The organism is Sphingomonas sp. IC081, assembly GCF_006874585.1.
Lineage (GTDB): Bacteria > Pseudomonadota > Alphaproteobacteria > Sphingomonadales > Sphingomonadaceae > Novosphingobium.
In genome coordinates, this window is record NZ_CP029762.1 from 54,379 (window position 1) to 68,796 (window position 14,418).

Genomic DNA, 14,418 nt, shown 5'->3' on the forward strand with positions numbered 1-14,418 from the left:
AGCGGCGCCGAAATTTTTCAGCGTGTCAGCACGAAGCCGCCGCCGCTGGGGGTGGCGCGGATGCCGAGGCCCAGATCGAGCGCGGAGAGGAACGCGGCCGGATCGGTCGAGGTGAAGCGCCCGCCGACCGGGATGCCGGTCAGTTCGGGATCGGCGATCAGGATCTTGCCCGTGAGGTAGCGGTTGTACTCCTGCACGGCGGTCTGCAGCGGCTGGTTGTCGAACACGATCTCGCCCTGCTGCCAGGCCAGCGTTGCCGCCAGGCGCTGCGGGCTGGCGGGGCGGACGGTGGGCCGGGCGGCGGAGAGCAGCAGCCCCTCGTTGGCGGCGGCGACCTGGCCGGGCGCATCGATAGTGCTTTGCCCGCTCCCCGCCAAGGCCCGGCCGGCGAGCACGGTGACGTCCATCGCCTCGGGCTGGATGCGGACGTTGAAGCGCCCGGCCGAGAGCAGGGCGACCTGGCCGTCGCCGTGGACGCGGGCGGCAACACCGGCCCGCAAGTCCAGCGCCACTTCGCCGCGCAGGATCCACAGGCTGCGTTCGCTCTCGGAAAACCGCCATTGCAGCTGGCTGTCGGTGTTCAGCATGGCGTGGCTGCCATCGGGCAGGATCAGGCGCTTGCTTTGCCCGACATCGGAGCGAGCGCTTTGCCAGGCATAGGCCCGCGTGGTGACGCCGCCGGCGGCCAGCAATCCGGCGAGGCCGATGCCGCCGAACGCGGCCAGCGCCCGGCGCCGCGACAGGCCTTGAGCCGGTGCGGTGCCGTGTGCGGGGGCATGTGTGGGGGCATGGACATCGGCGGCCCCGGCGCGGTCCGGTGCGGCTGCCCGCCAGACCGAGAGCGCGCGGGCGAAGGCGATGGCATTGCCGGGCGCGGCGCCGCGCCATGTCTCGAAAGCCGCTTCATCGATCGTGCCGGCCTCATGGCGGGCGAGCCAGACCGCCGCTTCGCCGGTCGCCTTGCGGCGCCGATGCCGTTTCTCGTCGAAGATGCTCATGGTTCCGGATGCGGTAAGTTCAAAGGCCGGAACAGAAGACGAGCGGCGCGTGCAAACCCGCCAAGTCCGCGGCCGATTTATTTTTTACCGCTGGCGCCGCGCCTGGGCTTCGCCGGCACCGGGCGGTTCCGCCTCCGCGTCGAGACGGGCGCGGGAGAGCAGTTCGATGGCGCGGGCCAGCCGCTTTTCGTACGTCGACAGGCTGATGCCGAGATCCCGCGCGATCGCCCGCGAGGATTCCCCCTCGATCCGGCGGCGGACAAAGACGGTGCGGCAGCGTTCCGGCAGGCCGGCGATCAGCTCCGCCACCCGGCGCAGCCCGTCGCGTCCCGCGATGATGCGGTGCTGGTCCGGCGTGTCGTCGGCGAGGGCGAGGTGATCGACGTCGGCGAGCTGCCGGAAATCGACGATGCGCTGGCGGCGCATCCGCTCGATGGCGATATGGCGCAGCATGCGGATCACGTAGGCGCGGGGATTGTCGATGGCGGCCCAGCCGTCCAGCGTGAAGAGCCGGGCGAATGCCTCCTGCACAAGGTCCTCGGCCTCCTCGCGCGCGCCGCAGATGCGCAGTGCGGCGGCGAGGAAGCGGCCTTCGTGGGGAAGCACCTCATCGGCGAACCAGATGTCGATCGGGCGAATGACAGGCACGGGAGAACCGGTGAAGCTTGCGGGACGGCGGCTCTCCTATGGCCTGCCGGTGTCAGATCGATGACGGTGGGACGGTTGCGGCCCGGTCAGCCCCTGCGGCCCGGTCAGTCCTTGCGGCGGAGCGCGGTCAGGTCGATGCCGTGCTTGTTGACCTTGTAGTAGAAGGTCTTGCGCGGCAGATCGAGTGCGCGGATGGCCGCACCGATCTCGCCGCCCGCCGCCTGCACGGCGGCGATGATCTCGTCCCGCTCGAAGGCATCGACCCGTTCGGTCAGCCCCTTCGCCGCACCGGGGGCAGGGGCGGGATCGCCCAGTCCCAGCACGAACTGTTCGGCGAAATTGCCGAGCTCGCGCACGTTTCCGGGCCAGTCGTGCCGTTCGAGCATGGTGCGCAGCGGCGCGGTGATCACCGGCAGGTCGCGGCCGAGCCGCCGGGCGGCATCGCCCGCGAAACGGGCGAACAGGGCTGGAATGTCCTCCCGCCGCTCGCGCAGCGGGGGGATGCTGAGGCGCATCGCGGCGAGCCGGTAGAACAGCGGCGCCAGCAGCGCCGGCGGCGGCCCTTCCGCGGCGTTCTGGCTGGTCGAGATGACACGTATGTCCACTGGCACGGCCTCGTCGCGGCGGCGCAGCACGCGCTGTTCGGCAAAGGGCAGCAGCCGTTCCTGCAGATGGGACGGGGCGCGGTCGACGTCGTCGAGATAGAGCGTGCCGCGATGCGCGGCGGCCAGGCCGGGTTCGGCATGGCCGCTGGCGGTGAACAGCGGATCGGCCAGCGCCTGCGGCATCGCGGCGCAGGCGATCGGCAGGAAACGGTGGCGCGCGCGCTTGCCCGCGCGGTGGATCAGGCGCGCCAGCAGGTCCTTGCCGGTGCCGGTCTCGCCTTCGATGAACAGGTCGATATCGGCATTGGCGAGCACCGGGATCATCTCGCGCAGGCGGCGGATCGCGGGATTTTCACCGAGGAACAGCGGCGCGTCGTCGGCTTCGGCAAGGCTGCGCAGGTGGCGGTTTTCCAGCGTGAGACCGCGCGCGGTGGCGGCGCGCCGAACGGCCGCGATCAGGGCGTCCGGGGCGAAGGGCTTGGTCAGGAAGTCCCAGGCCCCTCCCTTGAGCAGCTGCACCGCCATCGCGATGTCACCGTGCCCGGTCACGAGGATCACCGGCAGTTCGGGATCGCGGTCATGGAGCTGGCGAAACAGGTCGATGCCGGAGATGAGCGGCATGCGCACGTCGGTGACCACCACGCCCGGCCAGTCGGCGGTGATGGCGGCGAGCGCCGGGGCGGCGGCGGCAAAGGTCTCCACCGCGAAACCCGCCAGCCGCAGCAATTGCGCGGTGGCGCGGGCGAGGTCGGCATCGTCCTCGACCAGCGCGACGCGGGGGGCATCGCGGTTTTCGGAAGGGCTGGCGGGAAGGGGGCTGTCGGTCATCAGGCAAGTCTCAGACGCAGTTCGAACGTGGCGCCGCCGATTCCCGGCATCGTGTCCGGCATCGCGCCCGGAATCGCGTTCCGTACGGCTTCATCGGGGAGCAGGCGCAGGGAGCCGCCGAACTCCTGGGCGATGTCCTGGGCGATGACGAGGCCCAGGCCCAGCCCCAGCCCTTCGGCGCGGCTGGTGGCAAAGGGAGTGAACAGGCGGGCGGCGATCTCGGGGGCGATGCCGGGGCCATTGTCGGCAATGACGAGGCGCAGGGCCTGCGCCTTGCCGTCCTCGTTCTCCTCGAGCGCCAGCGTGATCCTGATGCGCGGATCGGGGTGTCCGGCCAGCGCCTCGGTGGCGTTCTGCAGCAGGTTCACGAGGATCTGTTCGATCCGCACCTTGTCCCCCCGGACAACGAGGCCGGGGGGAATGTCCGGTGTCTCGTAGCGCACGGCGGCCAGCCGTTCCTTGAGCAGCAGGCGGGCACCGTCGAGCCCATCTGCCAGCAGCACCGATCCTGCCCCGCCTCCTGCGCCGCTACCCTCTCCGGCAATGCCCTTTCGCGCGAACCCGCGAAGCTGCGCGGTAATCACGCCGATCCGCTCGGCAAGCCGGTCGATCGCCGAGAGGTTCTCGCGCACCTCGTCGCTGGCACCCTGGTCGAGCAGGTGGCCCGCCGAAGCCGCATAGTTGCGAATGGCGGTCACCGGCTGGGCGGTTTCATGCGCGACGCTTGCCGTCACCTGGCCCAGCGTGGCGAGGCGGTTGGCGAGACGCAGTTCCTCGCGCAGGAGCGCGGCGCGGTGTTCGAGCGCGGCGCGCTCCTCCATCTCGCGGCGCAGTTCGGCGGTCCGCTCGGTCACCGCGGCTTCGAGCAGGGCAGTGCGTTCGCGGCGGCGGCGGTTGCGCTGCGCCAGCCACCAGACCGCGCCGACGGCCAGCAGCGCCAGCAGCGCGGCCATGATCTGGGCGCTGCGCATCGGCGTCGTCACCGCGACGCGGATCGGCAGGGCGAGGTTGACCCGCCAGCCGTCGCGGCTGGGCGGGCTGCTGGCCAGTTGCAGGGCGCCGGCGCGCTCGCCCATGCGGACCAGCCCCTCGCGGTCGATCGTGTAGGGCGTGGGCTTCAGCCCCGGCGCGCCGATGTCGGCGGCCACGGCCTGCTGCGCCGCGGTGCCGATCGGCGCGGTCATCGCGAAGCGCCAGGCATCGCGGCTGGTGACGAGGATCACGCCGTCGGCATTGGTCACGAAGGTCTCGCCGCCGGCGGTGCGCCACTGCGCCTCGATCCGGTCGAAATCCAGCTTGATGACAAGCACGCTGCTGCCGGCCACCTTGCGGGCCAGGTAGAGCCCGGGGTGATGGCTGACCGTGCCCAGCGCGAACTGCGCGCCGCCGCCGCTGCGCATCGCGTCGCGGTAGTAGCGCCGGAAGCGATAGTCGCGCCCGCTGAAGCTCTCGCGGCGGTTCCAGTTGCTGGCGGCCACCGAAAAACCGTCCGGCCCGATGAGGTAGATGGCCGAGGCGCCGATGCGGTTGGCAAAGGTCTCGAACTTGGCGTTGAGCCGCTTGACCGCGCCTGGCTGGGCCCGCGCGGCGGCGATCACGTCGCGGTCGTCGGCCAGCGCTTGCGGCAGCAGGCGGAAGCGGGCGATCTCGCTGTCGAGTAGGGCCTGTCGCAGGCGCGCGTCGGCGGCGACCGAGGCCGCGAAGGCGGCCGCGGAGCGGCGGCGCACCACTTCGCCCGCCACGCTGCCCGCAACAAGGGCGGCGGCGAGTGCGGCGACAAGCCAGTAGAGACCATGGCGGCGATTCACCCCCCGGACGGTAGCCGCAGTGGCAGCGATGTGCAAATTGTTGCACATCGCTGCAGTGCAATGTGCCGATTTCCGCCCATCGCCATCGCCGGCTCCGCCGCGAAGTGCCCGGAATCCGGCGGTTTAAATGGATTGCAAAAATGTCTTTGGCCGCAGCGTGGAATCGAACAGCCTTGGCCCAGCCCGCGATAAGCATAAGTCTTGCGCGTGCAGAGAGAGGAAGAAAGGCCTGCCATGCACACCCCATTGCCCGATACGCACGAGTCCGCCGCGCCCCGCCGCTGGTATGCTCATCTCTACGTGCAGGTGCTCATCGCCATCGCGGCGGGTGTCACCATCGGCCACTTCGCGCCCGCCACGGGCGAGGCGCTGAAGCCGCTGGGGGATGCGTTCATCAAGCTGGTCAAGATGGTGATCGCCCCGGTCATCTTCCTGACCATCGTCACCGGCATCGCCTCGATGCGCGATCTGCGCGCGGTCGGCCGGGTGGCAGGCAAGGCATTTGCCTATTTCTTCTTTTTCTCGACCCTGGCGCTGATCGTCGGGCTGGTCGTGGCGAACGTGGTTCGCCCCGGTCACGGCCTGAACATCGATCCTGCCACGCTCGATGCCTCGAAGGTCGCACTCTTCTCCGAGAAGGCACACGAAACGACGATCACCGGGTTCCTGACGGGCATGATCCCGGACACGTTCCTCTCGTCCATGACCGAGGGCAATATCCTTCAGGTCCTGGTGATCGCCATCCTCTTCGGCATTTCGCTGGCCATGCTGGGGGACCGCGGCGCGCCCGCGCTCTCGCTGCTGGAAACCGTCTCGATGGTGTTCTTCAAGCTGGTGTCGATCGTCATGAAGGCGGCGCCGGTCGGTGCGTTCGGCGCGATGGCCTTCACCATCGGCAAGTACGGGGTGGGCAGCCTTGCCAACCTCGCCGGGCTGGTGGCGACCTTCTACGTCACGTCCGCGCTGTTCGTGGTGGTGGTGCTGGGCGTGGTGGCGCGGCTTGCCGGGTTCTCGATCTTTGCGCTGATTTCCTATCTCAAGGCCGAATTGCTGCTGGTGCTGGGCACCTCGTCCTCGGAAAGCGCGCTGCCCTCGCTGATGGAGAAGATGGAGCGCGCGGGCTGCCCCAAGAGCATCGTCGGCCTGGTCGTGCCGACCGGCTACAGCTTCAATCTTGACGGCACCAACATCTACATGACGCTGGCGGCGCTGTTCATCGCCCAGGCCTGCAACGTGGAACTGACGCTGGGCCAGCAGGTGCTGCTGCTGGGCGTTGCGATGCTCTCGTCCAAGGGCGCGGCGGGCGTGACCGGCGCCGGTTTCATCACGCTGGCGGCCACGCTCTCCATCGTGCCCGCGGTGCCGGTGGCGGGCATGGCGCTGATCCTGGGGGTCGACCGGTTCATGTCGGAGTGCCGCAGCCTGACGAACTTCATCGGCAATGCGGTGGCAACCGTGGTGGTCTCGCGCTGGGAAGGCAAGCTCGATACCGCGCGCTTCAGGGCCGTGCTTGCCCAGCGCGACCCCGCTGCCGCCGAGCCCGTCGCCGCCGAGAACCGCGCCCTCGTCTGACCGCTTGCACGCGCCGCTCGCGGGAGAGCAAGCGGCGCGCCCGACCTGAAGCCGGCGCCGAGGCCGGCCTGATTTCCGCCTGAACCAAGACGGGGCAAAAGCCCCGCACAGGATCCCCCCGAACATGACCATTCTGTCTGCGCGGCTGCTTGCCGCAACCCTTTGCTGCGCCTCCGTCACGGCGCATGCCGAAGAGGCGAAAGCCCCCGCCTACCCGGTTTCCGCCAACGGCGACGGCGCCGTGACCAACGGCTACAGCATCTCGCGCTGGGCCGAGGACTGGCGGGTCATGGCCAGCAAGGCGAGGCGCGACGATCCGCTCGACCGTCTCAAGTTCCTGCCGCTGACCGGCGATGACAGCGTCTACCTGACGCTCTCCGGCGAACTGCGCCTGCGGATGAACCAGACCACCAATCCCAACTTGCGCGAGGGTGAGGCGCAGCGCCAGGACATCTCCCGCGTGGTTGCCGGCGCCGACCTGCACGTGGGCCCGCACGTGCGTTTCTACGGCGAACTGGCGCGTGGCGGCCTCGGCGGCGAGAACCTCGGCAAGCCTTCCAGCAACTTTCGCAACGGTCTTGCCGCGCAGCAGTACTTTGCGCAAGTCAGCGAAGAGGTCGGCGGGCTGGAGCTCGGCCTGCGTTATGGCCGCCAGGAGTTCGTGGACGGCCCCAACCTGCTGACCTCGCAGCGCGACAACAACACCATGCATTACACCCTGAACGGCGTGCGTGCCTGGGTGCGCGGCAAGGCCGTGCGCGCGGACGTGTTCGACTTGCGCCCCACGGCCTATGGCGAGGATGGCCTGCGCGATGACAAGAGCGATCCCGAGCGCCGGTTTTCCGGGGTGACGCTGGGCTTCGCGGTGCCGCCGACGTTTCTGGGCGGTTCGAAGCTGTTCGTCGATCCTTTCCTCTGGCGGCGGCAAAACGGGGTTGGCGCCTGGGGCGGGCGGGTCGGCCCGGCGACCCGCTATTACGGCGGTGTCCACGTCTACGGCGATGCCGGGCCGGTCAATCTCGACTGGACCGTCAACCACCAGTGGGGCGAATTCATGGAGCAGCGGATCGATGCCTGGCAGGTGCTGCTGGCCCAGTCACTGCGGCTGGGGGCCGGCAAGGCGGCGCCGCGCATCGGCGTGAGCGCCGACTACGCCAGCGGCGGCGGCGGTTACGGCGATGGCAAGCTGCGGGATGCCTACTCGCCGTTCGGCAACAACGTCTACTTCAGCTACCAGCTCTATCTGACACCCACGAACTTGCGCTCGCTGGCGCCCACGTTCAGCTTCGCGCCGCTGCAGTCGGTGAAAGTCAGCGCGGAGTACCGCTTCGCCTGGCGCGACAGCGTGACCGACGCGGTCTACCGCGCCAACGGCCAGGCCTTTGCCGGTACCCAGAACGGGCGCGCCCGCAAGATCGCCGAACTGGCGCGCCTGCAGGCGGTCTGGACGATCTCGCCGCGCGTGACCTTTACCGGCCGCTACGAGCACCTCCAGGCCGGTCCCGCACTGACTTCGGCAGGCTACCGCAGTTCCGATTTCCTCGCGGGCTGGCTCAGCTTGCGCTTCTAGGGCTTGCGTTTCTGGGGCTTGCGTTTCTGGGGCTTGCGTTTCTGGGGCTTGCGTTTCTGGGGCTTGCGTTTCTGATGCCTTCGAGGATCCGGGGCAGGCGGGGCCGGACGTGCGCGCCACCCTTGCCATGGCGCCCAAGCGCAGCGCGTTCAAACGGGCGACGATTGCCGCCTGAACGGCCGCCGGCGCTTCGCCATGGGTGGGAGCGGGGCGGTCAGGTGCGTGTCCGCGCGCGCTGCCAGGCCCGGTAGCCGATCACCGCGAGCCCGATCATCGCCGCATAGAGGCCCGCCGTCAGCCACAGGCCCTTGAACACGAACATGCCGACGTAGAGCACGTCCACCGCGATCCACAGCAGCCAGCTGGCGGCATGGCGGCGGGCGGTCCAGTACTGGGCGACAAGGCTGAAGCTGCTCAGCATCGCGTCCATCCACGGCAAGGCCGCGTCGGTGAAGCGGCTGGTGATCCAGCCGATGGCGAGGCCGCCGAGGGCGCCGAGGGCCAGCCCCGCCGCCGCCCGCGACAGCGCGAGCGGCCTGACCACCACTTCGCCGCTATCCTGCTTGCCCCGTGCCCAGACGAACCAGCCGTAGAGGATGGCGAGGCCGAACAGCGCCTGCAGCACCATGTCGGCATAGAGCCGCACGTCGAGGAACAGCTTGAAGTAGAGCGCGCAGGCCAGGAGGCTCACCGGCCAGCACAGCAGCCAGCGCCGCGCGGTCATCCAGATGCCGAGGAAGCTGACGATGACGGCGATGATCTCGAGAGCCGACATCAGGCGAGGTGCCCCTGCTCAAGTGCGCCGAGGAAGGCCTGTCCGGCGGCAGAGAGGAACCAGTCGGCATGATCGATCAGGTAGCCTTGCCAGGCAAGATCGGCCTGCGCGTGATCGCCGAGGATGCCCGCAAAATAGTCCACTTCGGAAAGCGCGAATTCGATGTGCACCAGCGGCAGCAGGCGCAGGAGAGTGACGAGCTGGCCCTGGCTGAGCGGCAGCACCGCACGATAACCCGACAGCAGCGCCAGCGCGGCGCGCACATCGGCGGGACTGTCGCGGCCTTCGGCAATGTCGAGCCAGGGGATGGCGGTACGCTCGATCGCGGTGGCAAGGTCGTGCAGCGCACAGGTCTGCGTGGCCAGTCCGAAATCGAACACCGTGCTCACCATGCCCTGCTGTGACCACAGCAGGTTGGAGGGATGCCAGTCGTTGTGTGTCCACAGCAGCGGCTCGTGTTCGAGCCGGTCGGCAAGGCCGCTGCCCAGCGCCGCGAACAGCCGCGCCAGTTCGGCCTGCCACGGCCTGTCGGCCAGATAGGCGCCCAGCGCCGGACGGGCGCGGACATAGGCCTCGGCCGCCAGCAGCGGATCGCGGGCGGGCAGGATGGTGAAGCTGGCGACCAGCGGGTGCCCGCCGCGCTCGGGGGCCGCGAAGCCGCGTGCCGCCAGGTGCAGCCTTGCCAGCGCGGCGCCGGCCTCGCGGGCATGACCGGCGCAGAGGAACGGTGTCCACGACTGCCGGTCGCGGTAGAGATCGTCCCCTTCCGAGCGCCGGTGCAGTTCGTAGCTCCATTCGCCCCGCGTCACCGCGCCGGAGCCGTCCCGCGCGGGCATGACGTCCGGCACGCCGAGGCCCGCACCGCGCAGGTGCGCCATGAAGGCATGTTCTTCCGCGAGGGCTTGCCGCGTGCGCAGCCGCCGGTGATGGCGCTTCAGGAAAAATTCACCGCGGTCGGTTTGCGCCAGCACCGCAGCCGAGAACGGGCGCGGCGAATGCCAGCGCAGTCCGGCGAAGGTCCCCGCATCCGGGAAAGCATCGAGGATCGCGGCGGCCTCCCCGGCCGTGATCGCAGGCCAGGTCGGCGCCTCCCAGGCCGTGCCCATCCCGTGCACCCGATGAGGGCCATCGGCCGGACGAGGTGCCGCGCTGCTCATGGTCAGAAGGCGCGCGAGAGCGTCGCCACGAAGGCGCGGCCGCTGCCGACGTAGTAGGTCGGCGCCGAGCCGGAGATCAGCGTGCCGCCGCGCGCCGTCGTATCCAGCGCATTGGCGGTGATCGCCTGCACGCCGGACAGCACGTGCGGGTTGGTCACGTTGATCGCGTTGAGCCGCAGGTCCATGCGCTGCGCATCGATGAGGCCGGCGAGATGCACGCCGATCGAAAGGTCGAGCGTGGCGTAGCCCTTGATGCTCTCGTCGTTCATGAAGGTGGCGTACTGGCGGCCGACGTACTTGAGCGCGGTGCTGCCGAACAGGCGGCCGTCGTCATACGTCGTGCCCATGGCGAACTGGAACTGCGGGCTGGCGACGGCACGCTTGCCCCTGGTCGGCAGATAGTCGCCGCCCACGGCAAGATCGTCGTCCTGGCGGGTGTGCAGGTATTCGCCCGAGAGGTAGACGCTGACGCCCCTGGCCGGGCGATAGTCGATCTCGCCGTCGAGGCCGTAGGAGGTCTGGCTGCCGCCGTTGATCGTCGAATTGACCAGCGCGCCGCCGCTGTTCACCACGGTTGCCACCTGCCGGTTGCGGAAGTGGTAGTGGAAGGCGGTCAGCGAGAACGACAGGCTGGGGCCGATGTAGCGATAGCCCAGTTCCTCGGAGACCGAATATTCGTTCTTGAGGCCGCTCGTGCCCTGGCTGACCAGCTCGCCCGCGTAGTAGCTGTTGTAGAGCGCGAACTCGTTGGGCGTGCGGAAATTGGTGGTGACGTTGGCGAAGAGCTGCTGCCGCTCGTCCAGCGTGTAGTGCACGGCGGCGCGGGGCAGCGCGGCGAAACTGTCGCGGCGGACCTTGTCCTGCGGGCCGGGCAGGTAGTTGCGGCCATTGCGCAGCACGTCGACCCCCTTGAAGCCCAGCTCGACGCCGAGGCGCGGGGTCACGGCGATGCTGTCGGCGACAAAGAAGCCCTTGGTGACGGTTTCCGTGCGGGCATTCTCATAGGCCAGCAGGCGGCCGTCGGCGGTGCGGATCGCCTTGCTCTGGTAGCCCCACTGGTCGAGCGGATGGCCGCTGGCGTCGATCGAGGTGTAGGACTGGGTCACGCGGTCGGTGCCGTAGTCGAACCAGAGCCCGGCGGTGAGCGTGTGGGCGCCGGCGGTGACGGTCAGCTTGCTGACGTCGCCGACGCGCCGCTGCTTGCCGGTCCAGTTGCCGAGCACCGTCGCCGTCCCGTCCACCGCGCCGGGCAGCGTGATCGGCTGGGTCAGTTCCTCGGTGCCGAGGTAGTTGCCGGTGGTCGTCAGCTGGGTGCCGTAAGGGGCGTTGCCGTGGCCGAACTGGAGGTAGGCGGTGGTGTCGAAGGCCAGCCGGTCGCCGAGGTTCAGGTGGATCGGCGCGGAGACGTAGAAGTTGCGGAACGGCGCGCGGTAGAGGCGCCAGTAGGTGGTGCTGCCCTCGCTGTACTGCTTGTCGTAGTTGTAGCCGCGGCCATAGGCTTTCCAGTCGGCCAGCGAGGGGCTGGCATACGTCGAGGTCTTGGCGTCGTTGTACGAGAAGGCGATGGCGGCGCGGTTGCCCTCGCCCCATTCGCGCAGGAGCTTGGCGTCGACGTGCTGGCGCTTGTCGAAACCGGCGCCGCGCCAGTTGTCCGCGCGGTTGTTCGAATAGGAGATGAAGGCCTTGATCCCGCTGGCGCCGAGCGTGCCGGTGTCGAAGCGCACGAAGGCGCGGCGCGCATCGTAGGAGCCGAGCGAGAGGTTGACGAGGCCGCCCATCTCCGCCTTGGGATCGTCGAGCGTCAGCGACAGCAGGCCGCCTGCGGCCGCCACCACCGGGGCGTCAATCGAGGCGGCGCCTTGCGCCAGCGCGATCTGCCGCACGTTCTCGGCATCGGCGAACTGCGAGGGATAGGCGTAGAAATAGCCGATGTCGTTCTGCGGCGCGCCTTCCATCAGCACGCCGATCTGGTCCTGGCCAAGCCCGCGCATGGTCAGGCTGGAACTGGTCGAAAGCCCGTAGGGATCGCTCGACGAGACATTGGCGCCGGGCAGCAGGTTGACCAGCTGGAAGGCGTTGAGCGTCGGCGCCTGCTTGACGATGAAGTCGGACGAGATCGCGCTGATCGCCTTGGGGGCGGTCTGGTCGGGCAGCAGGCCTTCGGGATCGGGGTGGCCGATGACCCTGATGTCTGCCTTGCCGTCGGCGCCGTCTGCGGAACCGGCTTCGTCGGCCAGCGCCGGAACGGCCGCGAGCAGGGCAGGGAGCCCGAGGGCCAGGCGGGAAATCGTACGGAAATTGCCGGTCTTCACTTCGTGTCCACTCCAATCGGAGGGACAACGGATCAGCCGCCAGCCCTCCCTACGCCGGTGTCAGCCGGATCAGGTTCAGCGGGTCGTGGTCTGCTGACCACCTCTCAGTCGCGCATGAGCGGCCCCCCGGGGATGGCGCGCCTCTAGTCGTTCGCGGGGGCGGTGGAAACCCTTTATTGCATTTCATGGCAGGCCGCCGCCCAAGTGATCGCGCGAGCGGGGGCAAGGGCGCGTCAGGCCCCGGGGGCATTGTCGCCGTGGCGGGGGACGTGGTTGGGGGCGGGGCGGTCGGTGGCAACGACCACGCGGTCGCGTCCGGTTTCCTTGGCCCGCAGCAGGGCAGCGTCCGCCGCCGCGATCAGGGTGTGTGCGGTGCCATGACGGGGATAGACGGCAAGGCCCATCGACACGGTGATCGGACCGATCGGCTGGCCTTCGTGCAGGAGGTCCAGTTCGGCGATCCGCTCGCGGATGAGGGCGGTGCGCTCAAGCCCCCGTTTCTCGTCGAAATCAGGCATCAGCATCAGGAATTCCTCGCCGCCGTAGCGGAACACCAGTTCGTCGCTGCGCACCACGCCGGCGAAGGCGCCTGCAACCGCCCGCAAGGCGAGGTCGCCGACATCATGGCCGTAGCGGTCGTTCAGCTGCTTGAAGTGGTCGATGTCCATCATCAGGCAGGCGAGCGGGGCATCCGTCTCATCGGCGGCGATCACCAGCCTGCGCAGCGTGGCGTCCAGCTCGTGGCGGTTGCGCAGGCCGGTAAGGGGATCGTGCAGCGCCTTGTCGCGCAAGGCCTCGCGCAAGTTGAGATTGGCGAGCGCGAGGCCCACCGTCTCGGACATCAGTTCGATGTAGGTGGTGGTCGACGGCGCCGGCTCGCCTGCTGCCGAGAGGTTTTCGAGCACCAGCAGGCCGATCGTCTCGCCCTGCGCGGTGAGCGGCACGCACATCGTCGCCTGCACCGCCTCGAGCGCGACGTGGCGGCAGGGCACGTCGGTGAGGTTGTGGCCCGGGCTGTGGATCTGCCCGCGCCGCAGCGCCCAGCAGTCGTCCGGGCTGAAGGCGAGGTTGCTGCCGTGGGGCGTCAGCCACTGCGCGGCGCAGGCCATGCGCGCGTGCCGCTCGTCGAGGATGAACAGGCGGCCGGCGAGGTCGGGCGCGATCTTCGGCGCGAAGAGCTGCACCACCCGGTAGAGGTCATCCACCGATTCGCAGCCCTGCAGGCGCTGGGTCATCCGGGCGAGCAGGTCGCGCACCGCCCAGTCGGCATCGCGCTCCTTCTGCAGGCGCTGGCGTTCGAGGCCGTTCTCGCGGAAGATGCGCACTGCCTGGGCCATGTCGCCGATCTCGTCGACTTGCGAGATCGCGGGGGGCTCCACTTCGTAGTCCTGGTCGGCCAGCCGGTTCACCACGTCGCTCAGCGTGACCACCGGTTTCAGGATGCGGCGCTTGAGGATGAAGCCCAGCACGAAGAGGAACAGCACGGCGGTAAACGCCACCATGACCTCGGAGATCGTGCGCAGGCGCTGCGAGGCGGTGGCGGCTTCTTCCACGGCATCGTCGGAACGCTCGTCGAGCATGTAGCGGAAGCGGCCGAGCAGGAAGTGGGTGCGTTCCAGTTCGCGTTCGTATTCGGGGCCAAACACGATCTTGCGGGCCACGGCATCGTCCCCCTTGCGCATGGCGGCGATGGCGGCCTGCTGTTCGTCTTCCAGCGTACGCGCCTGCCGCAGCGCCTGTTCCAGCGAGCGCAGTTCCTCCTCGCTCGCGCCATTGTCGCGCAGCTTGGCCATGCGCTGCTCGACCGGGCCGAGTTCGGTGCGCAGGCGATTATAGGCGATGGCGTGGCTGGGATCGCCGGATACCGCGAAGAGGCGGGCCTGATCGGTCAGCTCCGAAAGGTCGGTCTCGACCTCGGCGGTGAGCTGGTCGAACAGGTCGCGCTGCACGATGGCACCATGTTCGGCGCTGTCGGCACTGGAGGCCATGACCATGGCGACGCCCGCGGCGATGGTCAGGCAGACAGTGGCGCCGTAGGCCCAGTTGGTGATGGTCGCGATACGCATGCGATCGGCCCCTTCAGGTTTATCGCTAAAGACGGAAGCGCCCGACTGTTCTTTCATCGGCGCCGAGTTGGCAAGCGTT

At 69.0% G+C, this 14,418-nt stretch carries 10 protein-coding genes and 1 riboswitch; of the genes, 2 read left to right on the top strand and 8 right to left on the bottom strand.

Going from position 1 to position 14,418, the window contains the following annotated elements:
* Positions 1-17 precede the first annotated feature (17 nt).
* The 4 genes from DM450_RS18760 to DM450_RS18775 all read right to left on the bottom strand — a co-directional run bounded on the left by DM450_RS18760 (position 18) and on the right by DM450_RS18775 (position 4,887).
* Complete coding sequence (locus DM450_RS18760; RefSeq protein WP_142638179.1) at positions 18-998, bottom strand: FecR family protein; 981 nt, start codon at positions 996-998, stop codon at positions 18-20.
* 84 nt (positions 999-1,082) lie between these two features.
* The gene (locus tag DM450_RS18765) at positions 1,083-1,646 is read right to left on the bottom strand and encodes an RNA polymerase sigma factor (protein WP_142638181.1); all 564 of its coding nucleotides are present in this window, start codon (positions 1,644-1,646) and stop codon (positions 1,083-1,085) included.
* A gap of 104 nt (positions 1,647-1,750) precedes the next feature.
* Entirely contained in the window at positions 1,751-3,079 is a 1,329-nt protein-coding gene (locus DM450_RS18770; protein ID WP_142638183.1) for a sigma-54 dependent transcriptional regulator, read from the bottom strand.
* Entirely contained in the window at positions 3,079-4,887 is a 1,809-nt protein-coding gene (locus DM450_RS18775) for an ATP-binding protein (RefSeq protein WP_260610550.1), read from the bottom strand. Before DM450_RS18775 ends, DM450_RS18770 begins: the two co-directional genes overlap by 1 nt.
* A 234-nt stretch (positions 4,888-5,121) precedes the next feature.
* On the opposite strand from DM450_RS18775, the gene DM450_RS18780 reads away from it, so the two are divergent.
* The gene (locus tag DM450_RS18780; protein ID WP_142638187.1) at positions 5,122-6,459 is read left to right on the top strand and encodes a dicarboxylate/amino acid:cation symporter; all 1,338 of its coding nucleotides are present in this window, start codon (positions 5,122-5,124) and stop codon (positions 6,457-6,459) included.
* 124 nt (positions 6,460-6,583) lie between these two features.
* A complete protein-coding gene (locus DM450_RS18785; RefSeq protein ID WP_142638189.1) occupies positions 6,584-8,029 on the top strand; it encodes an alginate export family protein in 1,446 nt (481 codons plus the stop codon).
* Positions 8,030-8,243: 214 nt separating this feature from the next.
* Here DM450_RS18785 and pnuC read toward each other — a convergent pair whose 3' ends face one another.
* The 4 genes from pnuC to DM450_RS18805 all read right to left on the bottom strand — a co-directional run bounded on the left by pnuC (position 8,244) and on the right by DM450_RS18805 (position 14,339).
* Positions 8,244-8,804, bottom strand: coding sequence for a nicotinamide riboside transporter PnuC (gene pnuC / locus DM450_RS18790; protein ID WP_142638191.1), 561 nt, complete (start codon positions 8,802-8,804; stop codon positions 8,244-8,246).
* A complete protein-coding gene (locus DM450_RS18795) occupies positions 8,804-9,910 on the bottom strand; it encodes a phosphotransferase enzyme family protein (RefSeq protein WP_409529372.1) in 1,107 nt (368 codons plus the stop codon). The genes pnuC and DM450_RS18795 overlap by 1 nt, the downstream gene beginning before the upstream one ends.
* 53 nt (positions 9,911-9,963) lie before the next feature.
* Positions 9,964-12,273 carry a TonB-dependent receptor gene (locus tag DM450_RS18800; protein ID WP_409529373.1) on the bottom strand — a complete coding sequence of 770 codons (2,310 nt, stop codon included), beginning with the start codon at positions 12,271-12,273 and terminating at the stop codon, positions 9,964-9,966.
* Between the two features lie 29 nt (positions 12,274-12,302).
* Positions 12,303-12,412: riboswitch (TPP riboswitch) on the bottom strand.
* A gap of 94 nt (positions 12,413-12,506) precedes the next feature.
* Positions 12,507-14,339, bottom strand: a complete 1,833-nt coding sequence (locus DM450_RS18805; RefSeq protein WP_142638195.1) for a diguanylate cyclase — start codon at positions 14,337-14,339, stop codon at positions 12,507-12,509.
* Positions 14,340-14,418 lie beyond the last annotated feature (79 nt).

Coding starts and splice junctions, on each gene's coding strand:
- DM450_RS18760 (WP_142638179.1), bottom strand. CDS start 998: ATGAGCATCTTCGACGAGAAACGGCATCGGCGCCGCAAGGCGACCGGC.
- DM450_RS18770 (WP_142638183.1), bottom strand. CDS start 3,079: ATGACCGACAGCCCCCTTCCCGCCAGCCCTTCCGAAAACCGCGATGCC.
- DM450_RS18780 (WP_142638187.1), top strand. CDS start 5,122: ATGCACACCCCATTGCCCGATACGCACGAGTCCGCCGCGCCCCGCCGC.
- DM450_RS18785 (WP_142638189.1), top strand. CDS start 6,584: ATGACCATTCTGTCTGCGCGGCTGCTTGCCGCAACCCTTTGCTGCGCC.
- pnuC (WP_142638191.1), bottom strand. CDS start 8,804: ATGTCGGCTCTCGAGATCATCGCCGTCATCGTCAGCTTCCTCGGCATC.
- DM450_RS18795 (WP_409529372.1), bottom strand. CDS start 9,910: ATGGGCACGGCCTGGGAGGCGCCGACCTGGCCTGCGATCACGGCCGGG.
- DM450_RS18805 (WP_142638195.1), bottom strand. CDS start 14,339: ATGCGTATCGCGACCATCACCAACTGGGCCTACGGCGCCACTGTCTGC.